The sequence below is a fragment of the Nocardia sp. NPDC127606 genome (genome assembly GCF_042671725.1).
Lineage (GTDB): Bacteria > Actinomycetota > Actinomycetes > Mycobacteriales > Mycobacteriaceae > Nocardia.
Window position 1 is genome coordinate 382,252 of sequence record NZ_JBHXWQ010000002.1, and the last position, 25,413, is coordinate 407,664.

The following is a 25,413-nucleotide window of genomic DNA, read 5'->3' on the forward strand; positions in this document are numbered from 1 at the left end:
CCACGCGCGTTCGGGCTACCTCGCGGACCGTCGACGCAGGACCACGCTCGCGATCACGCCGATCAGCGACAGCCCGGCGACAATCAGGACGTAACCCGCGGGCAGACCGAGGATCTCGACGTATTCCTTGCTCACCACCCGGTCACGGACGGGGGCGTCCTCGGCGGCGGGACCCAGAAGGAAATCGCTGGTGATCGTCGCTGGGTGGGGGATGTAGATCGAGAGTTCGGTGAGGTAGTTGCCGCTCGCGGCCAGCGCTTTCAGGTCCGGATCGCTGGGTTCGCCGACCGGAGAGGCGAATTCGGTGGTGATGACGTGGGGTTCGGTATCGGGGTCGGTGCGTGCCACCCGGTGGTCACTGAAGACGTACAGGTGGACCGATTGCGGTGTGGTCGCCGCGGCCGACATGCGCATCGGGTACACGAGGCGGTCGGAGTCGAAGGTGAGGCGGACCGGGTCGAGGGCGCCGGAGAGGGGCTTCGCGCTGGTGAGGCGCATGGCGACGAAGGACCAGCCCTCGCGGAGATAGGGGTCGAGCGTGGCGCTCACCTCGGGCCGGAGCTGATAACCGTTGGTGTCCAGCCACTCTCGGACACCGGTGAGATCGCCGCCGCGCAGGGTGGTCGCCTCCAGCGGGCCCAACTGCACCTGACTCAGCACATCGGGACCCGAACCCGGAGCGGCACCGGATGCGTCGCCGCCGAGCGAGCCGCTGCCGAACCAGTCGTATTCGGTGACCCGCTCGGGTGCGGTCATGCGCGACAGCTCCCTGAACGAGTCCGGACTGCCCGCCGAGACGGTCGCCGGCGTCGGTGTCGGCACGATCAGGGCCGCGTCGGCACCGGTGAACTGCATCCCCAACCGCATCAGCACGGTCTCGCGCCGCCCGTCCCAGCCCAGGACCGCGGCCTCGTTGTTCACCCGCGCCGAACTGTCCCCGCTGACCACGCCGCCGCACGCACACGCGTTCGCCGACATCACCGCCCCCGAGCTCGTGGCCAGCGCCACCCCGGCAGTCACGACCAACGAACGCATTGCGTACCGCATCCCCATGCGGTCAGGCTACGCACAGCGCGCCTGCGGCAGATGCGCAGAAATACTCAGTCGTCCAGCGCGAGCCCGCTGCCTCCAGCCGCCGACGGCCGAGTTGGCGGGCCCGGTTGGAGTGGGGCGGCTACGGTGGACCAATGGCTGGCGAGAATGAGACTGTGTCGGCGCCGATCGCGAAGAGGGCGCCCTTCGAGCGGGTCCACCACGGTGACACGTTTGTCGACGACTACGAGTGGCTGCGGGACAAGGAAGACCCCGAGGTCATCGCGTACCTGGAGGCGGAGAACGCCTTCACCGCGGCGCAGACCGACCAGCTGCAGCCCCTGCGGGACAAGATCTTCGACGAGATCAAGGCCAGGACGCAGGAAACCGATCTCTCGGTCCCGACGCGACTGGGTGACTACTGGTACTACTCGCGCAGTTTCGAGGGCAAACAGTACGGCGTGCACTGCCGCTGTCCCGTCGACGCGAATGCCGAGGGCATCGACGCCTGGACGCCGCCTCAGCTGGAGGTCGGCTCGGCGATCGAGGGCGAACAGGTGCTGCTCGACAGCAATATCCTCGCCGAGGGCCTGGACTTCTTCGCGCTCGGCGCGTTCTCGCTGAGCCACGACGGCAACCTGCTCGCCTACTCCGTGGACAGCTCCGGCGACGAGCGCTACACGCTGCGGATCAAGGATCTGCGCACCGGTGAGCTGCTGGCCGACGAGGTGGCAGGCGCGGCGCCGGGGGCGACCTGGTCGCTGGACGGCACGCACATCTTCTATCAGACGGTCGACGAGTCGTGGCGGCCCGACACCGTGTGGCGTCACCGCGTCGGCACCGGCTCCGACGCCGACGTGACGGTGTTCCACGAGCCCGACGAGCGCTACTGGGTGAGTGTCGGCGCGACCCGCTCCGAGAAGTACCTGATGGTCTGGCTCGGTTCCAAGATCACCACCGAGGGCTGGGTCCTGGAATCGGACAACCCCGAGGGCGAGTTCCGGGTGCTGCTGCCGCGTCGCGAAGGCGTGGAGTACTCGGCCGAGCACGCGGTGATCGCGGGCGAGGACAAGTTCCTGATCCTGCACAACGACGTGGTCGACGGGGTGAAGGCGGAGAACTTCGTGCTCGCCGTCGCGCCCGCCACCGACCCGTCGGACATGACGACCCTGATCGGGCATCGCGAGGACGTGCGGCTCGAGGACATCGACGCCTTCGCCACCCATCTGGTGCTCGGCTACCGGCGCGACGCGCTGCCGCGCCTGTCGGTGTGGCCGCTCACGCCGGAGGGCTTCGGCGAACTGACCGAGCTCGACTTCGGACTCGAATTGTTCTCCGCCGGTGCGGGTTCGAGCCCGGAGTGGGAGCAGCCCACGCTGCGCGTCGGGGTCACCTCGTTCATCACGCCGATGCAGGTGTTCGACTATGTGCCCGCCACCGGTGAGCTGCTGCTGCGCAAGGAACAGCCGGTGCTCGGCGGTTACGACGCCGATGACTATGAGCAGCATCGGGATTGGGCCATCGCCGCCGACGGCACCCGCATTCCGATCTCGATCATCAAGCGCAAGGGTCTGGCCGACGGGCCGAAACCCACACTGCTGTACGGATACGGCTCCTACGAGGCCAGCATCGATCCGTCGTTCTCGGTGTCGCGGCTGTCGCTGCTCGATCGCGGCATGGTGTTCGCGGTGGCGCATGTGCGCGGCGGCGGCGAGATGGGCAGGCTCTGGTACGAGCACGGCAAGACGCTGCTGAAGAAGAACACCTTCACCGACTTCGTCTCCTGCGCAAGCCATCTCATCGATACCGGCGCCACCGCACCCGACCGCTTGATCGCCGACGGCGGCAGCGCGGGCGGGCTGCTGATGGGCGCGGTCGCCAACCTGGCGCCGGAACTGTTCACCGGCATCCTCGCCAACGTGCCTTTCGTCGACCCTCTCACCTCCATCCTCGACCCGTCGCTGCCGCTGACCGTGATCGAATGGGACGAGTGGGGAAATCCCCTGGCCGACAAGGACGTCTACGAGTACATGAAGTCGTACTCGCCCTACGAGAACGTCGAGGCCAAGGACTACCCGGCCATCCTGGCGATCACCAGCCTCAACGACACCCGCGTCCTCTACGTGGAACCGGCCAAGTGGGTCGCCAAGCTGCGCGCCACCAAGACCGGCGACAACGAGGTGCTGCTCAAGACGGAAATGACCGCAGGTCACGGCGGTGTGAGCGGCCGCTACGAGAAGTGGAAGGAAGTCGGCTTCGAGTACGCCTGGGTCCTCGACCGAGTGGGTCTCGCGGACGCCTGATCAAATGGGCCCCGGCTTCGGCCGGGGCCCATTTCTTGTGTCAGGGCCGGGGTTCGGTGAGGAGTAGCTTGCCGAGCAATGTGGTGAGTTGGGTACGTTCGCCGGCGGTCAGCGCGGCGAAGGTGTCGTCGAGGAAAGCGGGGGTGGCGGCTTCGGCGCCGCGGAGGCGGTCGGTGCCCGCGGGGGTGAGGGTGACGGCATAGGAGCGGCGGTCGAGCGGGTTGCGTTCGCGCCGAACGTATCCGGATGATTCGAGGTCGTCGCAGACCGTCACCATCACGCTGCGATCGATGCGCAGTTCCTCGGCCAGTGCCTGCTGGGAGCAGGCGCCGACCTCGGCGAGCATCTTCAGCACCAGGTGCTGGCCGACGCCCAGGCCCTGCGCGCTCGCGTGTACTTCCGCCGCGCGCGCGACCGCCGTCGATGCCCGGCACAGGGCGATGTCGGGTCGTTCGGCGGCGAGCTGGGGGAAGTAGGTGGGCTTGGGCGGCATATGACTCCTCGGGTCTGTGCCTCCATTAAATCATCTGTGCGCAGATTGTTTGACGGCAGACGGTTAGCGCTCTAGCGTCATAATCGTCTGAGCACAGATTGTCTGGTGCCAGACGATTCCTGCGTGGCACGAGGAGCGCCCATGACTCTCGATCTGACCCCGGACCAGCTGCTGTCGACCACTCGCGCGGTGCGCAAACGGCTCGACTTCGATCGGCCGGTGCCCCGGTCGCTCATCGAGGAGTGCGTCGACCTGGCCACCCAGGCGCCCACCGGGCGCAACCGGCAGCGCTGGCACTTCCTGGTGGTCACCGACAAGGCCCGGCGCGGCGAGCTGGCCGACATCTTCCGGCGGTCGCTGCCGCTGAGCCAGGGCACGCCGCTGACGGCGCGCGACGCGGAGCGGATGAACGTCTCCCCGCGCTCCACCGAGCGGGTCTTCGACGGCTTGCGCTACCTGACGGCCAATATCCACCGGGTGCCCGCGTTCGTGATCCCGGCCGTGGAAGGTCGCACCGACCGCGCCTCGGTAGAAGTCCAGGCGGGCACGTGGGGCTCGATCCTGCCGTCGGTGTGGAGCTTCATGCTGGCCGCGCGAGCCCGCGGACTCGGCACCGTGTGGACCACCGCGCAGGCGCCGCTGGAACGGGAACTCGCCGCGGTGCTGGGTGTTCCGTACGACAAGGTCATGCTGGCGGCTTTCCTGCCGCTGGCGTTCACGATCGGCACCGACTTCAAACCCGCGGTGCGGGTGCCGCGCGAACAGGTATTGCACTGGCAGGGATGGTGAGAAGTGCGGCGGAATTCGTCGTGGCGTCATCGGGGTAGCACGCCGGCGTCACCTCGAGCTGTCACCGTAGGTGCATGAACGCTGAGTTGATCGTTTCGGTGTCGGGGATCCGGGATACGACTCGCGATGCCGCGATCGAGTTCGCCGGGGAGATGGACGCGCGAGGTGTGCGCCTGTCGTTGCTGGTCGCGCCGCGATTGAAAGGCAAGTACCGGCTGGTCGACGATCCGGCGACGCAGTCGTGGCTGCGCGGTCGGCGCCTCGAGGGCGACGCGATCGTGCTGCACGGCTACGACCAGGCCGCCACCAAAGCGCGGCGCGCGGAGTTCGCCGATCTGCCCCGGCACGAGGCGACGCTGCGGCTCAAGGCCGCCGATCGGGTGATGGAGCGGGTGCAACTGCGCACCCGGCTGTTCGCCGCGCCGCGCTGGGATGCCTCGAACGGTGCGCTGGCGGCCCTGCCCGACGTGGGCTTCCGCATGGCATTCGGGCTCACCAGCATGCTCGACCTGGAACGCGATGTCGCCCAACGTGCTCGGGTGTACGGGATCGGCGAGGGATTCCGTGCCGAGCCATGGTGGTGCCGGGCGCTGGTGATGGGCGCCGCGCGCACCGCTCGACGCGGCGGCGTGCTGCGGTTGGCGGTGTCGGCGGCGCAGTTGCAGCGATCGGGTCCGCGTCAGGCCATGCTCGACGCGGTCGACCTCGCGCTCTATCACGGCGCCCACAGCGACGTGTACCGCTGGGAGTCCTACCCGGCTGTCCGAGCCGCCTGACCCCGCCACCGCCGCGCGCGTAACCGGCGATCAGCGCGCGGCGGTGGCCCCGATACCTCCCTGCGCGATTTATCATTCATCAGTTGATCGAGTGGTTTCCGCTAGTTGTGTGAACAACGCAGGAGGCAGCGCTGATGACGGGCACGTCGACGAAAGTCGCGACGACGACGAAATATATGTCCTGGGTGACCTTGGCGCTGATGACCACGAGTTCGGTGGCGAGTCTGCGATCAGCGCCCACAATGGCCGTGTACGGATTGGCCTGCGTATTCCTCTATGTCATTCCCGCGATTCTGTTTCTGATGCCGACCTCGCTGGTCGCCGCGGAACTCGCATCGGGGTGGCAGGGCGGTGTGTATCAATGGGTCAGTGAGGGATTGAGCAAGCCACTCGGATTTCTTGCCGTCTGGTGCCAGTTCGCCATGACGATCTTTTACTATCCGAGCCTGCTCGCTTATGTCGCGAGCACATTCGCGTACATCATTCATCCGTCGCTGGCTTCCAACGGCCTGTACGTGGCGATCGTGATCATCACCGTGTATTGGGCGGGTGTGTACGTGTCCTCGCAGGGCACCAAGACCGTGGCCGGGCTGTCGAGTATGGGCCTGGTGATCGGCACGCTGATCCCCGGCACCTTGCTGGTCGTGCTCGGGCTGATCTTCCTCGCGCAGGGCAATCCGTCTGCGGCGCCGATGGATTCGTCGCACCTGCTGCCTGCCTGGGCCGGGTTGGCGAGCCTGGTGCTGATCGTGAACAACTTCCTGTCCTACGCGGGCATGGAGATGAACGCGGTGCACGTGTCGTCGCTGAAGAACCCGGCCAAGGAATTCCCGAAGGCGATGTTCCTGGCGATGGCCCTGGTGCTGGTGATCTTCATCCTGCCCGCGCTGGCGATCAGCTGGGTGGTCCCCTCGGCCAGCCTGAGTCTCACCGCGGGTGTGATGCAGGCCTTCGACGCCTTCTTCGGCCACTTCGGGATCGGCTTCCTCACCCCGATCGTCGGCATCGCGCTGGTGGCGGCCGCCGTCGGCGGCATGCTCACCTGGCTGGCCGGACCGTCCAAGGGGCTGTTGCTGATCGGGCGCAGCGAGGGGTACCTGCCGCCGTTCCTGACTCGGCTCAACAAGCACGGCGTGCAGCAGAACATGTTGGTGGCCCAGGGCGTGTTCACCACGTTCATCGCGCTGCTCTACGCCTTCATCCCCAATGTCTCCAGCGCGTACTGGATCCTGTCGGTGATCACCACGCAGGTGTATCTGATCATGTACGTGCTGATGTTCGCCGCGGCCGCCAAGCTGCGTCGCGACGATCCGGATCACCCGCGCGGCTACCGGGCGCCCGCGCTGATGGCGCTGTGCGCGCTCGGCGCCGCCTCCTCGATCGCCGCGTTCACGATCGGCTTTGTGCCGCCCTCGCAGTTCGGCGCGGGCAGTCCGTGGGTGTACGTGCTCATCGTGGGTGGCGGCCTCGGCATCGTCGGCCTGCTCATTCCGTATCTGTTCTACCGAAACCGCAAGGACAGCTGGAAATTCGCCGTACCGGAAGGGCAGCAGGCATGACGACCGGAGACGCCCCCGACCACAAGCGCCGCTGGATCTACATCACGTCAGGTGTGCTGCTCGTGGTGTTCGCCCTGATCGGGCTGTTCACGTTCACCGCGATCCGCGAGAACACCCAGGCGACCGCGAAAGCCGAACAGCTGCACAACAGTCTGGTCGCCGCGGGTCTGCCCGCACCGGAGGCAAACGTGATCGCCGACGCGCTCGGCGACGACGGCGGGTCGGTCTGCCAGGACCCGAGTTCGCCGATGATCAAGGCGAAGTACCAGGCCTCGATCACCAACGGCGCGGCCGGGCCGGGGCAGCGTCCGGTGATCGGCCCGAGCGACACCGCCGAGGCAGTGGCGCTCACTATCGCGACCTACTGCCCGGATCGCTTGCAGGACTATCTTTCTCATCTCGAGACCCTGAAGCTCGACGATACGACGAAGTGAGGCGCGAAGAGATGACCGACGATGTGACGGCGCTGCGCGGCAAGGTTTCCGGGCTGATGGGTCAGGCGAAAAAGGATCTGGCCCAGCTCGTTTCGTTCAAATCCGTCGCCGATCCACGCCAGTTCCCGCCGGAAGGCTGCGAGCAGACGGCGCGGTGGGTGGCCGACGCGTTCGCGGCGGCGGGGCTGACCGAGGTCGGTCTGCACGAGACGCCGGATGGCAGCAAGGCCGTCATCGCGTCGAAGCCGGGGCCGCCCGGCACGCCGACGGTGCTGCTCTACTGCCACTACGACGTGCAGCCCCCGCTCGACGATGCGGCGTGGAAGACGCCGGTCTGGACGCTGACCGACAAGGACGGGCGCTGGTACGGGCGCGGTGCGGCCGACTGCAAGGGCAATATCGTCACGCACCTGACCGCCCTGCGCGCGATCGGACCGGACTTCCCGATCGGGATCAAGGTGGTGGCGGAGGGCTCGGAGGAGCAGGGCACCGGCGGCCTGGAGAAGTTCGTCGTCGCCAATCCCGCTCTGCTGCAATCGGATGCGATCCTGGTCGCCGACTGCGGCAATTTCGCTGTCGGGGTGCCCACGTTCACCCAGACCCTGCGCGGGATGGTGAATGTGGTGCTGACGGTGAAAACGCTGGAAGGGCCGATGCATTCGGGAATGTTCGGTGGACCCGCGCCGGATGCGCTCGCCGCGATGATCCAGCTGCTGTCGTCGTTGCGCGATGCCGAGGGCAACACCACGATCGACGGACTCACCGACGATCAGAAGTGGACCGGCGCGCAGTATCCGTCGGCGGACTTCCGGTCGGACGCGGGTGTGCTCGACGGTGTCGGCCTGCTCGGCAACGGAACCGTGTCCGACATGCTGTGGGCGCGGCCCGCGCTGACCGTGCTGGGAATGGACGTGCCCGCGGTGGTCGGCTCGTCGGCGGCGATCCAGCCGAGCACCAGGGCCAGGCTCAACCTGCGCATCCCGCCGGGCACCGAGCCCAAGCAGGCCTATGACCTGCTGGAGAAGCACCTGCGCGCGCACGTGCCGTGGAACGCCGAACTCGACATCGAGGTCGAGGCGCTCGGCGAGCCGTTCGTCGCGTCCACGCAGGGCCCCGCCCGCTCGGCCATGGAAAAGGCGATGGCGACCTCCTACGGTCGCGACGTGACGACCGAGGGACAGGGCGGGTCGATCCCGCTGTGCAACGTCTTCGCCGATACCTACCCGAAGGCCGAGATCATGCTGATCGGCGTCGAAGAGCCGAAATGCCTGATCCACGCGCCCAACGAGAGCGTCGACCCCAGCGAGATCGAGCACATGGCACTGGCCGAGGCGTTATTCCTGACCAGCTACCGCTGATCAGAACTGGCCCTGGTCCTCGGGTTCGAGTACGCGGAACTCGGTGCCGGCCGGGGCCATCTCGGTCAGCCTGCCGAAGTAGATGCCCTGGGCCGACGGGGCGATGATGCCGTGGTGGATGGGTACCGCGGTGCGGGGATTGACGGCGCGTAGGTAGTCGACGGCTTCGGAGATGCGCATCCAGGGGGCGACGGCGGGGATCGCGAGCACGCCGACCGGGACCGGTGGCACCCAGAGCGAGTCGCCGGGGTGGACCAGCTGGGCGGGGTCGGCCTCGGTGCCGAGCTGGAAGACGGTGTTGTCGATCACCGGGATCTCCGGGTGGATCACCGCGTGCCTGCCGCCACCGCCGGTGATCTGTAACTCACCGATATCGAGCACCTGACCGGCCGACACCGGCTCCCAGCCCTCACTGCGCTGCTGCGCGGTCTGCGGATCCGACAGCAGCCGGGCAGTGGGATTGTTCTCGATGAGCTCGCCGATCCGATTCGGATCGATGTGGTCGGGGTGCTGGTGGGTCACCGCGATCGCGTCCAAGCCGGTGATGCCCTCGAACCCGTGCGCGAAGGTTCCGGGGTCGAACAGCACTTTCACGCCGTGCAGTTCCACGAGGATGCAGGAATGACCGAAGTGGGCGATGCGCATACCCGATGCTAAGCCGCCGTGACCCCGGAACGCGGGCACGACTGCCCGGTCAACTAGGATTTCTGGCGTAACCCCCACATCACTTGAGGAGCAACGCGTGGCACGAGTCGTGGTCGAGGTCATGCCGAAGGCCGAGATTCTGGACCCCCAGGGACAGGCCGTGGTCGGCGCGCTCCCGCGTCTGGGATTCGCCGGAATCTCGGATGTGCGGCAGGGCAAGCGATTCGAGCTCGAGGTGGACGACAGTGTGTCGGACGCCCAGCTCGAGCAGATCGCCGAGGCGCTGCTGGCGAACACGGTGATCGAGGACTGGAAGGTCGTTCGGGTCTCATGAGGGAGCGCAGCGAGCTCACAATAGGCACAGCCGCCCATGCGGTCAGGCCGGAGCCGAGCGCCAGCGAGGCGGAGGCATGAGCGCACGCATTGGCGTTATTACTTTTCCCGGGACGCTCGACGATGTCGACGCCGCTCGTGCGGTGCGGTTGGCGGGCGCCGAGGCTGTGAGCCTGTGGCATGCCGATGCCGATATCAAGGGTGTCGACGCGGTGATCGTGCCGGGTGGGTTCTCCTACGGGGACTACCTGCGGTGTGGGGCGATCGCACGGTTCGCGCCGGTGATGGGCGAGGTCGTTCGCGCGGCCGGGCTGGGTCTGCCGGTGCTCGGCATCTGCAACGGATTCCAGGTGCTGTGCGAGGCCGGGCTGCTGCCGGGTGCGCTGACCCGCAATGAGGGACTGCACTTCATCTGCCGGGACCAGTGGCTGAAGGTCGAAGGGACCGATACCGCGTGGAGCTCGCGGTATGAGCCGGGTGCGCAGATCCTCGTTCCGCTGAAGTCGGGCGAGGGGCGTTTCCAAGCTTCGGAGAAGGTGCTCGACGAGCTCGAAGGCGAAGGCCGCGTGGTGTTCCGTTACGCGGGCGACAACCCGAACGGTTCGCAGCGCGGGATCGCCGGGATCTCCTCGGCCGACGGACGAATCGTCGGTTTGATGCCGCACCCCGAGCACGCCACCGAGGCATTGACCGGACCCAGCGATGACGGGCTCGGCATGTTCTTCTCGGTGATCGATAGTTTCGTCAAGGCCTGACAGCCCCGCATCGGCACTAGAGCGTGTCGATGATGTCGAAGTCGACCCCGTTCGCCATTGCCAGGTGGGCGGGGCCTACTGCTTGATTGCCCAGAAAGCCCCGTCGGGCGCCCGGGCCGTCCAGCACCAGGCCTGTTTCCGACGCGGCGATGATCGTTCTCACGTCGAGGGTTCCTGTGGTGTCGGCCAGGGTGTTCAGCAGGTGGATCGCTTCGTAGGTGGAGTTGCTGAAGGTGGTCAGCGCGGGGGCGAATCGACCCTGGTGCCGGTGGTAGCGGGCGCGGCGGGCGCGGCCCTCGGCGCTGTGGTTGTCGAGGAAGAAACTCGAGGCCACATAGAGGTTGGCGTTCGCTGACGGGCCCGCGCTGAGCAGGACGTTCTCGTCGACCGCCGGGCTGAGGCGGGGCATGACGGCGGGCAGGCCGGTGGCGGCGAACTGGCGATTGAAGCGGGCGGTGTCGGCGCCGACCATGAGGATCAGGATCGCGTCGGCCAGCAGCAGCGTCGGGTTACCCAGGAAGTCGCCGAAATCGGTGGTGCCGAGGGGCACGTAGTGCTCGACGATGATGTCGTACGGATCGGTCAGGGACCGGCGCAGGGCACGGGCGGTTCGGCGGGGCCAGATGTAGTCGTTGCCGATGACCGCCCAGCGGCGCACTCCCAGCTCGCGGGCCATCCACGCGGCCGCGGGAACTGTCTGGTGGTCGGGATGCTCGCCGACCAGGAGAACGCCGGGGCGTTCGTCGGGCAGACCCTCATGGTCGGTGGCATAGAGGTAGGGAACGCGGGCGTCCACGGCCTCGGCGACTGCTCGGCGTACCGCGGAGGTGTGCCAACCGGTGATCGCGCCGACCATTCCGGTGGCCAGGAAGGCCGCGACTTCGGCGGCGACTTCGTGTGGTTCGCGGCCGCCGTCGAGGGTCGTGAGACGGATTTCACGGCCGAGAATTCCTGTGCCGCTATTGATCTCGTCTACTGCCAGGGAAATGGCCGCGGTACACGATGGCGCGATGATGCCGCCGGGGCCTTGAGTGGGCACGATCGAGAGAATCTCGATCGTTTCATCCCGGCTCTGGCCTAACGTGGGCATTCTGTACTCTATCGCCTAGTGCGAACAGGATTGTTCGAATGAATTTCTCGGCAGGTGGGAATGCAATCGGTGTCCATCATAAGTGGGTATTCCACGCTGCACGGCGCCCTGCGCTCCGCGGAGCGCAACTGGGTAGGCCGGCTCGAATCGGCGCTGTCGGCTGACAATCTCACGGCCGACCACTGGGCGATCCTGTCGCAGTTGTCCACCGACGACGGGATGACGATGTCGGAACTGGCCGCCCAGGCGCGGCTGGCCCCGTCCTCGGCCACCCGGCACGCGGACAATCTCGCCGAACGCGGATTGATCTTCCGGGTCGCCGCCACCGACGATCGTCGCCGCATCCTGATCGGGTTGAGCAGCCTCGGGGCCAAACTGGCCGCCAGGATCCGCGCGCAGGAAAAGCTCGCGGAGGAAGAACTGCGCTGCCGCCTCGGGAATCGCCGCTACGGCGAATTACTGGCCGCGCTCGCGGTGATCGCCGAACGCGACGACTGATCCGAGCGCGGTATTCCGGGGCGGGGTGCCGGGGCGCGGCATCGTGCCTAGGATCGCAGGATGCCGGTTTCCTTGACAGCGGCCACGGCCAGCGGATTGTGTGCCTTCATCGATGCGTCACCCTCGCCCTTCCATGTGTGCGCGACGGTGGCGGCCGAGCTGGACGGCAACGGGTTCACACCGTTGACGGAGGCGTCGGCGTGGGACGACGCGGGCGGGAAACACTATGTGGTGCGCGGTGGTTCGCTGATCGCGTGGGCTGATTACGACGCCGTGCCCGCTGCCCCGTTCCGGGTGGTGGGCGCGCACACCGACAGCCCCAACCTGCGCGTGAAGCAGCATCCCGATCTGGCGGGGGCGGGGTGGCAGCTCGTCGGGCTCGAGCCGTACGGCGGGGCTTGGCTGAACTCCTGGCTGGACCGCGAGCTCGGTCTCTCGGGGCGGCTCAGTGTGCGCGAGGGCGCGCGGATGCGCGATGTGCTGGTGCGCATCGACGAGCCGATCCTGCGGGTGCCGCAGTTGGCCATCCACCTGTCCGAGGACCGGCGCGGGGTCACCCTCGACCCGCAGCGGCACGTGAACGCGATCTGGGGGATCGGCGACGCGCCCGCCTCGTTCCTGGACTTCGTCGCCGCGCGGGCCGAGGTCGACGGTGCCGATGTGCTCGGCTGGGAATTGATGACCCATGACCTCGCGTCGAGCACGATCGTCGGTCGTGACCTCGATCTGGTGAGCGCGCCTCGGCTCGACAACCAGGGCACCTGCTACGCCGGGTTGCAGGCCTTCCTCGCGGCCGCCGACGAGCCGGGTGCGGCGACGGCGGTGCTGGTGATGTTCGACCACGAGGAGGTCGGGAGTCAGTCCGACCGCGGGGCGCAATCGGATCTGCTGCCCGCGGTGCTGGAGCGGATCGTGCTGGCCCGCGGTGGTGGGCGTGCGGATTATCTTGCCGCGCTTGCCGGTTCGGTGGTCGCCTCCGGAGATATGGCGCACGCGACGCACCCGAACTACCCGGACCGGCACGAGCCCGCGCATCGCATCGAGGTCGGCGGTGGGCCGGTGCTCAAGGTGAATCAGAACCTGCGCTACGCCACCGACGCGGCGGGCGCGGGCGCGTTCGCCCTCGCGTGTGCGCAGGCAGGCGTGCCGCTGCAACGGTATGTCCACCGGGCCGACCTGCCCTGTGGCTCGACCATCGGCCCGATGACGGCGGCTCGCACCGGCATGTCGACGGTCGATGTGGGCGCGCCCCAGCTCGCCATGCACTCGTGCCGCGAACTCATGGGCGCCGCCGACGTCCCCGCCTACGCCTCGGCCCTCGCCGCGTTCCTGACCCCGGAAGCGACGGACTGACAGCGACGGGGATCGGCTCGGTCGCCGCCGAGCTCAAGCCGCCGCGAGTTCCGTTGCGGTCGAGGGCTTTCGGCTGGGGTGGTAGGTGATCACCGCGTAGATGATCACGGCGAACGTGGTCCACACGTAACTGCTGCCGATGATCTGCTGCCACCAGGCCCAGGCGAGTTCCTTGTCGCCCGAATGTGGCAACACCCACTGCGGGCCCACGATGAACATCACCGTGAACAAGGCGACGAGGGTGGTGAAGGCGCGGGAGCGGCGAGCGACGGCCAGGCTGACCGCGACGACCAGCGCGGGCGCGACCCAGACCCAGTGATGCGACCACGACACCGGTGAGATCAACAGCACGGCCGCCGCGTTCACCAGCAGCGCGCCGACCTCGTTGCCCACGCCGATCAGGCGGTACATCCACACCGCGGCCAGCGCGATGGTGACCGCCGAGAGGCCGAGCCACAGGCCCGTCGCCAGCGATTCGTTCATGCCGAGGCGGAACAGCGTGCCCTTGATCGACTGGTTGCCCGCGAAGTACGGCGTGCCGATGCGGCCGGTGTCGGAGACGGTGTGGAACCAGTATTCGACCGAGTCCTTGGGGAACAGCAGGAAGCCGACGCCCACCGCGCCCGCGGCCGATACGACCATGGTGGCCGCGGCCTTCCAGTCCCGGCGGAGCAGGAAGTACAGCAGATAGCCTGCCGGAATCAGCTTGATCGACACGGCGATGCCGATCAGCATCCCGCGCGGCCAGAACGGCTTGCGCACGAGGATGTCGAGGGCGACCGCGGCCATCAGGATCAGGTTGATCTGGCCGAAGTTGAAGGTCTGGCGGACCGGTTCGAGGTACTGGGCGAGGCCGAGACCGGCGATCAGCACGGTGAGCACCGAGATCCGGTCGAGCTCGGGGCGCACGCGAACCAGCACCAGCCACAGCACGATCGCCAGGCTCGCCAGCGAGGTCAGCAGGACGACGACCTCGGCAACCACCAGCGGCATCAGGGCCAGCGGCACGAAGAACATCGCGGCCAGCGGGGGATAGGTGAACGGCAGGCCCAGTCCGTACACCGGCGGCATCGGGCCGTACAGGTCGCCGCCGTCGAGCCACACCCGCGCGCCGTTGCGGTAGACCTGCAGGTCGATGAACCCGTGCCACCAGTGCGCCAGCAGCGCGACGGCGGCCGAGACCACGAACAATCCGATGGCGGCGGTCAGCCAGCGTCGTTGGCGGTCCAGGTGTTCGGGATCGGAAACACGCGGCTCGACCTGCTCGGTAACCCCCGGACTTTCGTTCACAGCGCCAGAGTAATGGGTACCCCAATGGCCCGACCGCAAGTGTGACCAGACCGAATCCGGCCGCCTCCCCAGCGTGAGGGCAGTACGGGCGGCAGACGGCTACCCCCCAACCATTAGACTCTGCAGATCAAGTTCCCCCCGGCCGAAAGGACCCTGGTCTCCCGTGACACTGCAGGTCGACACCGTCGCTACCGCCGCAGCCACCCCGGATGCTCCGCAGCCGTACAAGGAACTCGGTCTCAAAGACGACGAGTACGCCCGCATCAAGGAAATTCTCGGCCGTCGGCCCACTGATGCCGAGCTGGCGATGTACTCGGTGATGTGGAGCGAGCACTGCTCCTACAAGTCCTCCAAGGTGCACCTTCGCTACTTCGGTGAAACCACCACCGACGAGATGAAGGCCTCGATGCTGGCCGGGATCGGCGAGAACGCCGGCGTGGTCGACATCGGCGACGGCTGGGCCGTCACCTTCAAGGTGGAGAGCCACAACCACCCCTCCTACGTGGAGCCGTACCAGGGTGCGGCGACCGGCGTCGGCGGCATCGTGCGCGACATCATGGCCATGGGCGCCCGCCCGATCGCGGTGATGGACCAGCTGCGCTTCGGCGCGGCGGACGCCCCCGACACCCGTCGCGTGGTCGACGGTGTGGTGCGCGGCGTCGGCGGTTACGGCAACTCGCTCGGCCTGCCCAATGTCGGCGGCGAGACCGTGTTCGATGCCTCCTACCAGGGCAACCCCCTCGTGAACGCGCTGTGCGCGGGCGCGATGCGCGTGGAAGACCTGCACCTGGCCTTCGCCTCGGGCAACGGCAACCGGATCATCCTGTTCGGCGCGCGCACCGGCCTCGACGGCATCGGCGGCGTGTCCGTGCTCGCCTCGGACTCCTTCTCCGGTGACGAGTCCGGCACCGGCCGCAAGAAGCTGCCCGCCGTGCAGGTGGGCGACCCGTTCACCGAGAAGGTGCTCATCGAGTGCTGTCTCGATCTGTACGCGGCCGGGCTGGTCGTCGGCATCCAGGACCTCGGCGGCGCCGGGCTGTCCTGTGCCACGTCCGAACTCGCCGCGGCGGGCGACGGCGGCATGCACATCGACCTGACCAAGGTCCCGCTGCGCGCCAAGCACATGACCCCCGCCGAGATCCTGTCGAGCGAATCGCAGGAGCGCATGTGCGCGGTCGTCACGCCGGAGAACGTGGACGCGTTCATGGCCGTCTGCAAGAAGTGGGACGTGCTGGCCACCGACATCGGTGAGGTCACCGACGGCGACCACCTCGTCATCACCTGGCACGGCGAGACCGTGGTGGACGTGCCGCCGCGCACCGTCGCCCACGAGGGCCCGGTGTACGAGCGCCCCGTGCAGCGTCCCGACACCCAGGACGCGCTGATCGCCGACACCACCGCCACCCTGACCCGGCCGAAGACCGGCGACGAGCTGCGCGAGACCTTGCTCACGATGATCGCCAGCCCGCAGCTGTGCAGCCGCAAGTGGATCACCGAGCAGTACGACCGCTACGTGCGCGGCAACACCGTGCTGGCCGAGCACGCCGACGCGGGCGTCGTCCGCATCGACGAGTCCTCGGGCCGCGGTATCGCCCTGGCCACCGACGCGTCGGGCCGCTACACCAAGCTCGACCCGTACACCGGTGCGCAGCTGGCGCTGGCCGAGGCGTTCCGCAACGTCGCCACCACCGGCGCCACCCCCAAGGCCGTCACCAACTGCCTGAACTTCGGTTCGCCGGAGGATCCGGGCGTGATGTGGCAGTTCCAGCAGGCCGTGCGCGGTCTCGCGGATGGTTGCGCGGCCCTGGGCATTCCGGTGACCGGCGGCAACGTGAGCTTCTACAACCAGACCGGCAAGGACGCCATCCTGCCCACCCCGGTGGTCGGCGTGCTCGGCGTGATCGACGATGTGCACCGCCGCATCCCGACCGGCCTCGGCCTCGAGCCGGGCGAGTCGCTGATCCTGCTCGGTGAGACCCGCGACGAGCTGGACGGCTCGATCTGGTCGCAGGTCGTGCACGACCACCTCGGTGGCGTGCCGCCGCAGGTCGACTTCGCCCGCGAGCAGCTGCTCTCGGAGGTGCTCACCTCGGGCTCGCGCGACGGCATGATCTCCGCCGCGCACGACCTGTCCGAGGGTGGTCTGGCGCAGACCGTCATCGAGGCGGCGCTGGCAGGCGAAACCGGCTGCCGCATCGTGCTTCCCGAGGGAACGGATGCGTTCGTGCAGCTGTTCTCCGAGTCGGCCGGACGCGTGCTCGTCGCGGTGCCGCGCTCGGAGGAGACCCGCTTCACCAAGATGTGTGACGCGCGGCAGCTGCCGTGGGCGCGCATCGGCGTGGTGGATCAGGGCTCGGATTCGGTCGAGGTGCAGGGTCAGTTCTCCGTGACACTCGCCGAATTGCGTGAGGCATTCGAGGGCACGCTGCCTAAGCTGTTCGGAGCGCACACCGCCTGATCAACAGAGGAGTCGAGCTTGTGACCACTGAGGATACGAGCTCGGCTTCTCCACCGGCAGTTCGCGAGAACCTCTTCATCAGGGGAATTCACCTGGTGGAGAGGTTTTTTCATCCGAACTACGTCGGCCTGATCGTGGCGACATTGTTCTTCGGGCTGTCGCTGACGCCCTCGCTGCTGCCGCGTGACTGGTTCTTCCAGGGGCTGGTCAGCGGGATCAACGCGACAATCGGCTACGGGCTCGGTTGCTTGCTGGCGTGGGCCTGGCGTACGTGGGTCGCGCCGCGCATCACCTGGCCCGAGCAGGTGCGCACGGCATGGGCCCGGCGGCCGAGCTGGCTGGTGGTGGCGCTGGAGAGCGCGATCGTGGTGGCGTGTCTGATCTTCGCGGTGCTGATGAGCATCCAGTCCTCGAAGTGGCAGCGCCAGATCACCGACCTGATGGGGATGGAGCCGGTGTCCGACGCGGGGTACCCGCGCACGGTGCTGGTCGGCGCGGTGGTGGTCGGTCTGCTGATCTGGATCTCGCGCCTGGTGCTGCGATCGGTGCGCGCGGTGACGCGGGCGCTGAACCAGTGGGTGCGGATTCCGGCGGCGTTCGCGCGGCCGCTCGGGGTGATCGTCGTCCTGATAGCCGCGGTGCTGCTGTTCAACGGTGTGCTGGCGAAAGGCTTTTTCGCCGTCGCCAATTCGGCGTTCGGCGCGCGCAACAGTCACACCTCACCGAATGCGGTCCAGCCGACGCTGCCCGAACGTTCTGGTAGCCCTGAGTCGTTGGCCAAGTGGGACACGCTGGGTTCGGAGGGCCGATGGTTCGTGGCGAACGCGCCCACCGCTCTCGCGATCGGGCAGGTCACCGGAAAGCCCGCGCGCGAACCGATTCGGGTCTACGCGGGGCTGGAATCAGCGGACGGGGTCGAGGCGCAGACCGATGTGGCCATCGCCGAACTCGACCGCACCAAGGCCTTCGAACGCGAAGTGCTGGTGGTGATCAGCACCACCGGTACCGGCTGGGTCGATACGATCAGCGCCGAGGCGATCGAGTTGATGTTCGGCGGCGACACCGCGCTGGTGGCGACGCAGTACTCGTATCTGCCCAGCGCGCTGTCGTTCCTGTCCGACCGGGACAAGTCGATGACCATGGGGCGCACGCTGTTCGACAAGGTGTACGACCGTTGGTCGGCGCTGCCCGAAGACGCCAGGCCCAAGCTGCTCGTCTACGGCGAGAGTCTCGGTTCGCAGGGGTCGGAGGGCGCGTTCTCCGGTCTGGCCGATATCCGCAACCGCACCGACGGCGTGCTGTGGGTGGGACCGCCCAACTCCAACCGGCTGTGGTCGGAATTCGTGACCCGACGTGACCCCGGCACCGAGGAGATCACCCCGATCTACGCCGACGGGATGTCGGTGCGGTTCGCCGCCGACGCCGATCAGCTCGCCCGGCCGACGCCGGCCTGGAACGACCCGCGCATCGTCTATCTGCAACACGCCTCCGACCCGGTGGTGTGGTGGTCGCCGGATCTGCTGTTCAGTCAGCCGGATTGGTTGCGGGAGAAGCGCGGACCCGATGTATCACCGGCGATGTCGTGGTATCCCATCGTTACGTTCTGGCAGGTCGCCGCGGATCTGCCGCGCGCGCAGACGGTTTCGGACGGGCACGGTCACAACTACGGCAATCTCGTGCCCGACGCGTGGGCCGCGGTGGCTCAACCACCGGACTACACACCGGAATTGGCTGCCCGGATTCGGGTGTTCCTCGAGGAATCCATGGCTACCGAACGTCAGCTGAAGTGACGAACCGGGGGCGCCGAACCCCTCGATCGGCGCCGCCCGGCTCGGCTCACGACACCGATTTGAACGGATTGTGTTCGGCGATCAGCTGTTCCAGCCGCGCCTCGTCGATCCGACCGATCAGTGACTGAGTCTCCTGCTGGTCGCGCACGACCTTGGCGAGGGTGAAGCAGCTCGTCACCAGGAACAGGCCCGACATCGCCAGGAACGCGCGCTGCCAGCCGTCCAGCGGCAGATAGGCGATTCCGGCGCCGGTCCCGAACAGGCTGACAGCGAACGCGATCGCGGCCTGGGCCATGTAGGCCGAGGTGTTCTTCGGCTTGGTGTTTGTGCTCATGGTTCTCAGTGTGCTGATCCGCGGTGTCGCGATCGCCCGTACAACTACTCGAGTGCGGTACGTAGTTTGTGAGCGGCTCCGCAGTCACAAATCCGGTGATTGTCGGTACCGGCGGCCATACTGGGGCGGTGACCGAGCGCGCTTCAACTCCAGCGATGCTGCGTGCGCGCGGCGCCGCGGTCTTGCGGCGCGTCGAGGTCGTCGTCGATCTGAATTACGTCGGATTGGTGCTGGCGACGCTGTTCTTCGGGCTGTCGGTGACGCCCTCGCTGGTGCCGCGTGACTGGCTGTTCCAGGGGCTGATCAGCGGGATCAACGCCGCGATCGGCTACGGGCTCGGATGTGTGCTCGAGTGGTTGTTCCGGCGGTGGGTGCGGTCGCGGATTCCGATCCCGAGCCCTTCCGATCGGCTGCGATACGCGATCAAGGCGACCGTGCTGGTGACATGTGCGCTGGTGGCGGCGCTGATGCTGGTGCAGTCGGCGCGGTGGCAGCGCGAGATCACCTCGCTGATGGGGATGGCGGGCACCACCACGCCCGCCTATCTGCGTACCGGGCTGCTCAGCGTGGCCGTCGGCGTGGCGGTGGTGGCCGCGTATCGGACGGTGCGCGTCATGGTGCTCGGCCTGGCCCGTCAGCTGAATCGGTGGGTGCGGGTGCCGCGCGAAGTGGCGCCTGCCGCCGGGTTGCTGGTGCTGGTCGTGCTCGCGGTGACGATCTTCAACGGTGTCGCCTCGCGGGCGTTCTTCGCGGTGGCCAACTCGGCGTTCAGCGTGCGCAACGACCGGACCACGCCGTACGCGGTGCAGCCGATCGCGCCGGAGCGTTCCGGGAGTCCAGGGTCGCTGGCGCCGTGGCAGTCGCTGGGGTTCGAGGGGCGGTGGTTCGTGTCCAACGGGCCGAGTGCCGCCGCGATCACCGAGGTGACGGGGAAGACCGCGCGCGAACCCATTCGGGCCTATGTGGGTTTGGAGTCGGTGGCCCGGGACCAGACCGCGGCGCAGTTGGCCGTCGCCGAACTCGAGCGGACCAAAGCCTTCGAACGCGAGGCGATGGTGGTGGTCACGACGACCGGGACTGGTTGGGTCAACGGGATGGCCGCGGGCGCCGTGGAATACCTCTATGGCGGGGATACCGCGATCGTGGCGACCCAGTTCTCGTATCTGCCCAGCGTGCTCTCGTTCCTGTCGGACCGGGAGAAGGCCGCCGCGGCCAGCCGGGAACTGTTCGACGCGGTGTACGAGCGGTGGTCGGCCCAGCCGGAGGGGCATCGGCCGAAGCTGTTCGTCTATGGGGAGAGCCTGGGTTCCCAGGGGTCGGAGGAGGCGTTCGACGGGCTGGGCGATCTTCGCGAGGAGGTCGATGGCGCGTTGTGGGTCGGGCCGCCGAATTCGAATCGGTTGTGGCGGCAGTTCGTCGATCGTCGCGATCCGGGGACGCCGGCGGTGGCGCCGGTGTACGCGGACGGGCTCGTCGTCCGATTCGCGGATGACGCAACAGATCTCGATCGCGCCGAGCCGTGGCGGGAACCCCGCATCGCCTACCTGCAGCATCCGTCCGACCCGATCGTGTGGTGGTCGGCCGATCTGATCTTCACCCAGCCGGATTGGTTGAGCGAGCCACGCGGTCCCGATGTGTCGACGCAGATGCGGTGGGCGCCGTTCGTGACGTTCTGGCAGGTCACGGCCGATCTCACCAACGCGCAGGGGGTGACCGACGGGCACGGGCATCGGTACGGGAGTTTGGTGCTGGACGGGTGGTTGGCGGTCGGGGCGCCGCCTGGGGTGGACGGCGATGTCGTCGAAAGCATTCGTGCCGCACTGGAATCGGCGGAAACCTATGAGCGGGAGGTGAAGTGAGAAAGCTCGAAGCCGTTGCCGCGCTGGCCCTTCCACTGCTGTGGAGCAACTGGGTTCTGCCCGCCCTCGATCTTCCGCTGCGTGGCCGCACCGCGGCGAACATCGCCTTCGCGACGGGATACACGAAGATCTTTCGGGGCAATCCGAACTGGTTGTCGCCCAGTGGCTTCCGCTGGGGGTTCGGCAGCGCGGCCATCGTCGTCGCCGGCTACGCCGTCGCCCTGTCGATCCCGTCCCTGCGCCGTCTCCCACTCGAAATCGCTGTCCGTGCACCGGAGACATCGACCCTCGAATGGATCGGCCTGCACATTCCCGTGGGCACCGTGCTGGCCGAGGAGGCCGTATTCCGCGGCACTCTCGACCCGGTACTCGCCGAGAGCGTCGGATCGTCCGCGCCCGTGATCAGCGCCCTCGATTTCGGCCTCTGGCACATCCAACCGGCAAGAGCCGCAGGCGATCCGGTAGTCCCCACGGTGCTGGCCACCACCCTCGCCGGCCTCGTCTTCACCGAACTCCGCCGCCGGTCGGGCAGTGCCACCGCGCCCGCGCTCCTGCATCTGGCGATCAACGCCGGGGGAGCGCTCGCGCCCGCCGCCGCTCGATGGGTCGACGGGCTGCGGCAGTAGGCCGGCTCAGGCCGTGGCGACGAAACCGGCGACGGCCTCGGTGAAGGCGTCGTTGTCGTCGCCCGCGGCGGTGTGGGCCGCCGCGCTGATCTCGGCCAGGCGGGCGTGCGGTGCGAGGGCCAGGAATGCTGCCGCGCCCTCGTCGCTGACCACGTCGGACTTGCCGCCGCGGATCAGCAGGACCGGGATGGTGAGCGCCTCGGCGGCGGCTTCCATCTCGATGATGCGGGCATCAGGGTCGTCGTTGACGTCGCTGATCAGGTCGGGGTCCCAGTGCCAGTACCAGCGGCCGTCGCGCTGACGCAGGTTGCGCAGGAGACCGTCGGCGTTGTCGGGACGCGGGCGGTGCGGCAGGTAGGCGGCGACCGCGTCGGCCACCTGGTCGAGGGTGTCGAAACCGTCGCGGTGCCTGCCGAGGAAGTCCATCACGCGCTCCACGCCCGCGGACTCCGAGCGGGGCACGATGTCGACCAGGACGAGCGCGCGGATCGCGCTGCCGCCCGGCGTCGCGGTGGCGAGCAGTCCGGTGATGCCGCCCATGCTGGCCCCGACCACCACCGCGCCCGCCTCGCGCGTCGCGCCGAGCTGTTCGAGCACGGCGTGCAGGTCGGCGACCATCACGGTCCTGGAGTAGTCCGCCTCCGGTGACCACTCGCTGTCACCGTGTCCACGCGCGTCGACGGCGACCACCCGCATCCCCGCCGCGGCCAGCGCCCGTCCCGTCCGCTTCCACGAATGCCGGTTCTGTCCACCTCCGTGCAGCATCACGACCAACGGGCCGTCGTCCGCGCCGAAGCTGTCGGCGACCAGCGTGAGCCCGTCGGCAGCGCGCAATCGCAGCGTTGCCGGCTCGAGGGGATCGGTGACACTCATCGGACGAATGTACGACGAGTCCCACCTGCCCACGCCATCGGGCAACGGATCGAGGTCGGGTCCGGAAAGCGCCGGGTCAGGAATTGGCCAGCTGTGATGCCCGCTGGAACGTCACGCCGAGGACAGCGCCGATGTCGCGGACCGGTACGCCGTCGGCAGCCAACCGTCGGGCGGTCGCCGTCGCGACCTTCATGGCGTGCGCTTCCTGGCGGGCTGCCTCCGCGCGTGCCTGCGACACTTCTTCCGCGGCGGCTGTCACGTCCGTGCCGCCCACGTGGGCAGTGATCGCGAGTTCGACAGTTGAGGGGGCCACGTCGGCGACCGTGCAGATGTAGTCGGTCGCTTCCTTGGTGATGTCGGCGTAGCGACGTGCCTGGGTGAGACCTTCGATATTGCCGTTGACGCCGTCCAGCTGTGGGATTCGGATCATCCACCAGCGGTCGTCTCGGGACACGTCGATCTGGTAGGTGGTCATGCTTCCTCCGTGCATTGTTCCTTGCACTGCGCGATCGCCTTGTTGACGGTCCGCACCACTCCAGGCGACTGCGAGTTGTGCCCGGAAGCCACGGCCACGGTGGCGACTCCATGTTTGCAGATCCACATGGTATGGCTGCCTTTGCCTGGGCGGCTGGTGAATCCGGCTGCAACGAGGCGCTTCAAGGTAGTGCGCCGTAGGTTCCGGTGCGATCGCCAGAATCGTCTAGTCGATTTTACGGAATCAAGTCTAACCAGCTGGACAATCCGGACATCTGGCTCGCGGCCACCGATTTGTCGGAGGTCGGTAGCGTCTCGCGGTATGGCTGGACGGAATGTGGTCGATCCCGCGCAGGTGCGGGCGGCGGTGCTGGGTGTGGGGGAGTGGTTGCGGGATCCGGCGTTGCCGGTGCCGGGGCGGCGGGAGTTGGGGGCCGCGGTGAAGGGGACGGTGCGGGCGCTGGCGGGGAGTGCGCCGGGGCATTCGGTGGAGGTGCGGGTGCCGCCGTTCGTGGCCGTGCAATGCATCGAGGGGCCGCGGCATACGCGGGGGAATCCGCCGAATGTGGTGGAGACGGATGCTCGGACCTGGTTGTTGCTGGCTACCGGGCTGCTCGGATTCGACGACGCGGTGCGGGCAGGGGCGGTGAGCGCCTCGGGAACCAGAGCCGGGGAGATCGCGGGGTGGCTGCCGATCGTGCCGCTGTCCGCGCGGACCGACCCGGCTGCCGAGTAGCGGCAACCGGGTCGCCGGGGCTCATGCGGCCGCGGTGTGCTTGCGGTGCAGGCCCTTGTAGTCGTAGTAGCGGGTGATGATCGCGCCCAGTACGACGGCGATCGCGATACCGAGCAGCGACATCCAGATGCCGCGGTCGAGACCGGCCGCGTAGCTGGCGTCGAAGTACAGGATCGAGCGGACGCCGAGGAACACCTGGTGCATCGGCTCGAATTCGGCGAGCCACGCGAGATAGGTCGGCGTCGCCTCGATCGGGACGGTACCGCCGGAGGACGGCAGGCCGAGGATGACGAACAGGGTCAGGTTCACCAGCAGACCCGCGGTGCCGAGGGCGGCCAGCGTCATCAGCGCGGTCCAGCCGACCGCGATCATGGCGAGCACCGAGAACAGGAACAGGGCGAGCGGATTGTCGACCGGCATGCCCACTACCTTCGCCACCAGCAGGAACACCAGCGAAACGATCACCGCGACCAGCGCCGAAACCCCCCACTTGATGAGCAGGGTGTGAAAGCGCGAGATCGGCGTCGGCGGATAGTGCACGGACCAGGGCCCGTATTCGGTGGGCATGAAGCCGAGCTGGGAATCGACCATCGTGTGGATCACCATCGCCCCGACCATGCCGGCCAGCAGCAGGAGCAGCGAGAAGAAGAAGGCCGTCAGGCCGATCCCGGTGCCGCTCGGCAGTGGACGGAACTCCTGCGCGACCACATCGATCGGACTCTCGAGGGTGATCATGGCCGCACCGGACACCTGCGGTGGCGGTGCGCCCGCCGGTGTTTCGGCCAGGGTCGCCCGTACCTGCTCGGTCAGTTGGAGCCCGACCTGCCGGTCGACCTCCGACAGCGCCTGGTCGCCGATGCGCTGCACGATCCCGACGCCGTAGGCGCCCATGCGCGGATTGGACTGCAGGGTGATGATCGGCCGTTCCATCTCCCCGGGCACGATGCTGCCCGTACCGAGAATGCCCAGGCGTTTGCTGAAATCGCCGGGGATGATGATCGCGCCGTACACCTGTCCGGTGCGCAGCAACTGCTCGGCTTCAGATTTTCCGACGACGCGCAGGTCTACCTGGTCGGCGGGCACGCCCGCGACGAGCGCATCCGTGACCTGCTTGCCGAAATCGACCTGCTTGCGCTGATCGCCCGAGCCCATGACATCGCCGACATCGGAATTCACCAGCGCGATAGGGAAGTCGTGCAGATTCTTCTCCGGGTCGGCGATATAGCCGAGGTACATGAAGCCGAGCAGTGCGGTGAGCACTGTCAAAACCGCAGTCGGCGCGAGCACGATTCGAGCCCAGTGGCGTCGATTCAAGACCGGTGTGGCGAACGTCGCTTCGCTGGGGGGTTTCTGCTCGGAATCATTCGGCTCCGTACCGGTGTTGTCACTATCCGACCCGGTTCCACCGGCTGCAACGTGTGCACTGTCGTCCGTCGTCACGATCCGCACCGTAACAGCTCTTTGTGGCCGATCGGCGGGTTCGTGACCAGTGGATTGCTGCCGGGATGCGAGCGCGCGTACTACCCGCTGCGGATGACCCGTAGACTGACGAGTG

24 protein-coding genes are annotated in these 25,413 nt (G+C 67.7%); 15 read left to right on the plus strand and 9 right to left on the minus strand.

From position 1 onward, the window contains the following. Positions 1 to 15: 15 nt before the first annotated feature. Positions 16 to 1,035, minus strand: coding sequence for a DUF2330 domain-containing protein (locus tag ACFVJ5_RS12620; protein WP_379220107.1), 1,020 nt, complete (start codon positions 1,033 to 1,035; stop codon positions 16 to 18). Between the two features lie 152 nt (positions 1,036 to 1,187). On the opposite strand from ACFVJ5_RS12620, the gene ACFVJ5_RS12625 reads away from it, so the two are divergent. After that, positions 1,188 to 3,335 (plus strand): S9 family peptidase, encoded by a 2,148-nt coding sequence (locus ACFVJ5_RS12625; RefSeq protein ID WP_379220108.1) that lies wholly within the window; start codon positions 1,188 to 1,190, stop codon positions 3,333 to 3,335. Between the two features lie 40 nt (positions 3,336 to 3,375). Here the strand turns inward: ACFVJ5_RS12625 and ACFVJ5_RS12630 are convergent, their stop codons facing one another. After that, the gene (locus tag ACFVJ5_RS12630; protein ID WP_379220109.1) at positions 3,376 to 3,828 is read right to left on the minus strand and encodes a MarR family winged helix-turn-helix transcriptional regulator; all 453 of its coding nucleotides are present in this window, start codon (positions 3,826 to 3,828) and stop codon (positions 3,376 to 3,378) included. Between the two features lie 141 nt (positions 3,829 to 3,969). Between ACFVJ5_RS12630 and ACFVJ5_RS12635 the strand changes: the two genes are divergently transcribed. The 5 genes from ACFVJ5_RS12635 (at position 3,970) to ACFVJ5_RS12655 (ending at position 8,744) form a co-directional block, all read left to right on the plus strand. Next, complete coding sequence (locus ACFVJ5_RS12635) at positions 3,970 to 4,617, plus strand: nitroreductase family protein (protein WP_378990602.1); 648 nt, start codon at positions 3,970 to 3,972, stop codon at positions 4,615 to 4,617. 74 nt (positions 4,618 to 4,691) lie between these two features. Beyond that, positions 4,692 to 5,393 (plus strand): DUF2334 domain-containing protein, encoded by a 702-nt coding sequence (locus tag ACFVJ5_RS12640; protein WP_379220110.1) that lies wholly within the window; start codon positions 4,692 to 4,694, stop codon positions 5,391 to 5,393. A gap of 134 nt (positions 5,394 to 5,527) precedes the next feature. Then, positions 5,528 to 6,952 carry an APC family permease gene (locus tag ACFVJ5_RS12645; RefSeq protein WP_379220111.1) on the plus strand — a complete coding sequence of 475 codons (1,425 nt, stop codon included), beginning with the start codon at positions 5,528 to 5,530 and terminating at the stop codon, positions 6,950 to 6,952. Continuing rightward, positions 6,949 to 7,386, plus strand: a complete 438-nt coding sequence (locus ACFVJ5_RS12650) for a hypothetical protein (protein ID WP_379220112.1) — start codon at positions 6,949 to 6,951, stop codon at positions 7,384 to 7,386. The genes ACFVJ5_RS12645 and ACFVJ5_RS12650 overlap by 4 nt, the downstream gene beginning before the upstream one ends. A gap of 11 nt (positions 7,387 to 7,397) precedes the next feature. Next, entirely contained in the window at positions 7,398 to 8,744 is a 1,347-nt protein-coding gene (locus ACFVJ5_RS12655) for a dipeptidase (protein ID WP_379220113.1), read from the plus strand. Here ACFVJ5_RS12655 and ACFVJ5_RS12660 read toward each other — a convergent pair whose 3' ends face one another. Beyond that, the gene (locus ACFVJ5_RS12660; protein ID WP_379220114.1) at positions 8,745 to 9,389 is read right to left on the minus strand and encodes an MBL fold metallo-hydrolase; all 645 of its coding nucleotides are present in this window, start codon (positions 9,387 to 9,389) and stop codon (positions 8,745 to 8,747) included. 97 nt (positions 9,390 to 9,486) lie between these two features. Here ACFVJ5_RS12660 and purS point away from each other — a divergent pair, with 97 nt between their 5' ends. Then, positions 9,487 to 9,723, plus strand: coding sequence for a phosphoribosylformylglycinamidine synthase subunit PurS (gene purS / locus ACFVJ5_RS12665; RefSeq protein ID WP_056818769.1), 237 nt, complete (start codon positions 9,487 to 9,489; stop codon positions 9,721 to 9,723). 76 nt (positions 9,724 to 9,799) lie between these two features. Beyond that, positions 9,800 to 10,477: a phosphoribosylformylglycinamidine synthase subunit PurQ gene (purQ, locus tag ACFVJ5_RS12670; RefSeq protein ID WP_379220115.1), complete on the plus strand. Its 678-nt coding sequence runs from the start codon at positions 9,800 to 9,802 to the stop codon at positions 10,475 to 10,477. 16 nt (positions 10,478 to 10,493) lie between these two features. Here the strand turns inward: purQ and ACFVJ5_RS12675 are convergent, their stop codons facing one another. Continuing rightward, positions 10,494 to 11,567 (minus strand): substrate-binding domain-containing protein, encoded by a 1,074-nt coding sequence (locus ACFVJ5_RS12675; RefSeq protein ID WP_379220116.1) that lies wholly within the window; start codon positions 11,565 to 11,567, stop codon positions 10,494 to 10,496. A gap of 60 nt (positions 11,568 to 11,627) precedes the next feature. Between ACFVJ5_RS12675 and ACFVJ5_RS12680 the strand changes: the two genes are divergently transcribed. Beyond that, on the plus strand, positions 11,628 to 12,065 hold the full coding sequence (locus ACFVJ5_RS12680; RefSeq protein ID WP_378631758.1) for a MarR family winged helix-turn-helix transcriptional regulator: 438 nt from the start codon (positions 11,628 to 11,630) through the stop codon (positions 12,063 to 12,065). 60 nt (positions 12,066 to 12,125) lie between these two features. After that, positions 12,126 to 13,418: a M18 family aminopeptidase gene (locus tag ACFVJ5_RS12685; RefSeq protein WP_379220117.1), complete on the plus strand. Its 1,293-nt coding sequence runs from the start codon at positions 12,126 to 12,128 to the stop codon at positions 13,416 to 13,418. A gap of 33 nt (positions 13,419 to 13,451) precedes the next feature. Here the strand turns inward: ACFVJ5_RS12685 and ACFVJ5_RS12690 are convergent, their stop codons facing one another. After that, positions 13,452 to 14,708 carry a glycosyltransferase 87 family protein gene (locus tag ACFVJ5_RS12690; protein ID WP_379220118.1) on the minus strand — a complete coding sequence of 419 codons (1,257 nt, stop codon included), beginning with the start codon at positions 14,706 to 14,708 and terminating at the stop codon, positions 13,452 to 13,454. A 163-nt stretch (positions 14,709 to 14,871) separates the two neighbouring features. Between ACFVJ5_RS12690 and purL the strand changes: the two genes are divergently transcribed. Next, on the plus strand, positions 14,872 to 17,166 hold the full coding sequence (gene purL / locus ACFVJ5_RS12695) for a phosphoribosylformylglycinamidine synthase subunit PurL (RefSeq protein WP_379220119.1): 2,295 nt from the start codon (positions 14,872 to 14,874) through the stop codon (positions 17,164 to 17,166). Between the two features lie 95 nt (positions 17,167 to 17,261). Further along, a complete protein-coding gene (locus ACFVJ5_RS12700; RefSeq protein ID WP_379220120.1) occupies positions 17,262 to 18,956 on the plus strand; it encodes an alpha/beta hydrolase in 1,695 nt (564 codons plus the stop codon). Between the two features lie 46 nt (positions 18,957 to 19,002). Here ACFVJ5_RS12700 and ACFVJ5_RS12705 read toward each other — a convergent pair whose 3' ends face one another. Beyond that, entirely contained in the window at positions 19,003 to 19,290 is a 288-nt protein-coding gene (locus ACFVJ5_RS12705) for a YiaA/YiaB family inner membrane protein (RefSeq protein WP_056818759.1), read from the minus strand. A gap of 155 nt (positions 19,291 to 19,445) precedes the next feature. On the opposite strand from ACFVJ5_RS12705, the gene ACFVJ5_RS12710 reads away from it, so the two are divergent. Continuing rightward, on the plus strand, positions 19,446 to 21,149 hold the full coding sequence (locus ACFVJ5_RS12710; RefSeq protein ID WP_379220628.1) for an alpha/beta hydrolase: 1,704 nt from the start codon (positions 19,446 to 19,448) through the stop codon (positions 21,147 to 21,149). Next, on the plus strand, positions 21,146 to 21,775 hold the full coding sequence (locus ACFVJ5_RS12715; protein ID WP_379220121.1) for a CPBP family intramembrane glutamic endopeptidase: 630 nt from the start codon (positions 21,146 to 21,148) through the stop codon (positions 21,773 to 21,775). Before ACFVJ5_RS12710 ends, ACFVJ5_RS12715 begins: the two co-directional genes overlap by 4 nt. 6 nt (positions 21,776 to 21,781) lie before the next feature. On the opposite strand, the gene ACFVJ5_RS12720 is transcribed toward ACFVJ5_RS12715, so the two are convergent. Then, entirely contained in the window at positions 21,782 to 22,648 is an 867-nt protein-coding gene (locus ACFVJ5_RS12720) for an alpha/beta fold hydrolase (protein ID WP_379220122.1), read from the minus strand. Between the two features lie 76 nt (positions 22,649 to 22,724). After that, complete coding sequence (locus ACFVJ5_RS12725) at positions 22,725 to 23,123, minus strand: HicB family toxin-antitoxin system (protein ID WP_101464595.1); 399 nt, start codon at positions 23,121 to 23,123, stop codon at positions 22,725 to 22,727. Between the two features lie 321 nt (positions 23,124 to 23,444). Here ACFVJ5_RS12725 and ACFVJ5_RS12730 point away from each other — a divergent pair, with 321 nt between their 5' ends. After that, positions 23,445 to 23,858: a sterol carrier family protein gene (locus ACFVJ5_RS12730; RefSeq protein WP_379220123.1), complete on the plus strand. Its 414-nt coding sequence runs from the start codon at positions 23,445 to 23,447 to the stop codon at positions 23,856 to 23,858. A gap of 21 nt (positions 23,859 to 23,879) precedes the next feature. Here the strand turns inward: ACFVJ5_RS12730 and ACFVJ5_RS12735 are convergent, their stop codons facing one another. Then, a complete protein-coding gene (locus ACFVJ5_RS12735; RefSeq protein WP_379220124.1) occupies positions 23,880 to 25,145 on the minus strand; it encodes a YhgE/Pip domain-containing protein in 1,266 nt (421 codons plus the stop codon). Positions 25,146 to 25,413: the final 268 nt, after the last annotated feature.

What these genes read in the sequence shown, in the direction of transcription:
- ACFVJ5_RS12725 (WP_101464595.1), bottom strand. Translation starts at nt 23,123, where the DNA reads ATGACCACCTACCAGATCGACGTGTCCCGAGACGACCGCTGGTGGATG.
- ACFVJ5_RS12710 (WP_379220628.1), top strand. Translation starts at nt 19,446, where the DNA reads ATGCTGCGTGCGCGCGGCGCCGCGGTCTTGCGGCGCGTCGAGGTCGTC.
- ACFVJ5_RS12660 (WP_379220114.1), bottom strand. Translation starts at nt 9,389, where the DNA reads ATGCGCATCGCCCACTTCGGTCATTCCTGCATCCTCGTGGAACTGCAC.
- ACFVJ5_RS12685 (WP_379220117.1), top strand. Translation starts at nt 12,126, where the DNA reads ATGCCGGTTTCCTTGACAGCGGCCACGGCCAGCGGATTGTGTGCCTTC.
- ACFVJ5_RS12625 (WP_379220108.1), top strand. Translation starts at nt 1,188, where the DNA reads ATGGCTGGCGAGAATGAGACTGTGTCGGCGCCGATCGCGAAGAGGGCG.
- ACFVJ5_RS12655 (WP_379220113.1), top strand. Translation starts at nt 7,398, where the DNA reads ATGACCGACGATGTGACGGCGCTGCGCGGCAAGGTTTCCGGGCTGATG.
- ACFVJ5_RS12635 (WP_378990602.1), top strand. Translation starts at nt 3,970, where the DNA reads ATGACTCTCGATCTGACCCCGGACCAGCTGCTGTCGACCACTCGCGCG.
- ACFVJ5_RS12720 (WP_379220122.1), bottom strand. Translation starts at nt 22,648, where the DNA reads ATGAGTGTCACCGATCCCCTCGAGCCGGCAACGCTGCGATTGCGCGCT.
- ACFVJ5_RS12680 (WP_378631758.1), top strand. Translation starts at nt 11,628, where the DNA reads ATGCAATCGGTGTCCATCATAAGTGGGTATTCCACGCTGCACGGCGCC.
- purQ (WP_379220115.1), top strand. Translation starts at nt 9,800, where the DNA reads ATGAGCGCACGCATTGGCGTTATTACTTTTCCCGGGACGCTCGACGAT.
- ACFVJ5_RS12640 (WP_379220110.1), top strand. Translation starts at nt 4,692, where the DNA reads ATGAACGCTGAGTTGATCGTTTCGGTGTCGGGGATCCGGGATACGACT.
- ACFVJ5_RS12645 (WP_379220111.1), top strand. Translation starts at nt 5,528, where the DNA reads ATGACGGGCACGTCGACGAAAGTCGCGACGACGACGAAATATATGTCC.
- ACFVJ5_RS12730 (WP_379220123.1), top strand. Translation starts at nt 23,445, where the DNA reads ATGGCTGGACGGAATGTGGTCGATCCCGCGCAGGTGCGGGCGGCGGTG.
- ACFVJ5_RS12620 (WP_379220107.1), bottom strand. Translation starts at nt 1,035, where the DNA reads ATGCGTTCGTTGGTCGTGACTGCCGGGGTGGCGCTGGCCACGAGCTCG.
- ACFVJ5_RS12675 (WP_379220116.1), bottom strand. Translation starts at nt 11,567, where the DNA reads ATGCCCACGTTAGGCCAGAGCCGGGATGAAACGATCGAGATTCTCTCG.
- ACFVJ5_RS12705 (WP_056818759.1), bottom strand. Translation starts at nt 19,290, where the DNA reads ATGAGCACAAACACCAAGCCGAAGAACACCTCGGCCTACATGGCCCAG.
- ACFVJ5_RS12650 (WP_379220112.1), top strand. Translation starts at nt 6,949, where the DNA reads ATGACGACCGGAGACGCCCCCGACCACAAGCGCCGCTGGATCTACATC.
- ACFVJ5_RS12630 (WP_379220109.1), bottom strand. Translation starts at nt 3,828, where the DNA reads ATGCCGCCCAAGCCCACCTACTTCCCCCAGCTCGCCGCCGAACGACCC.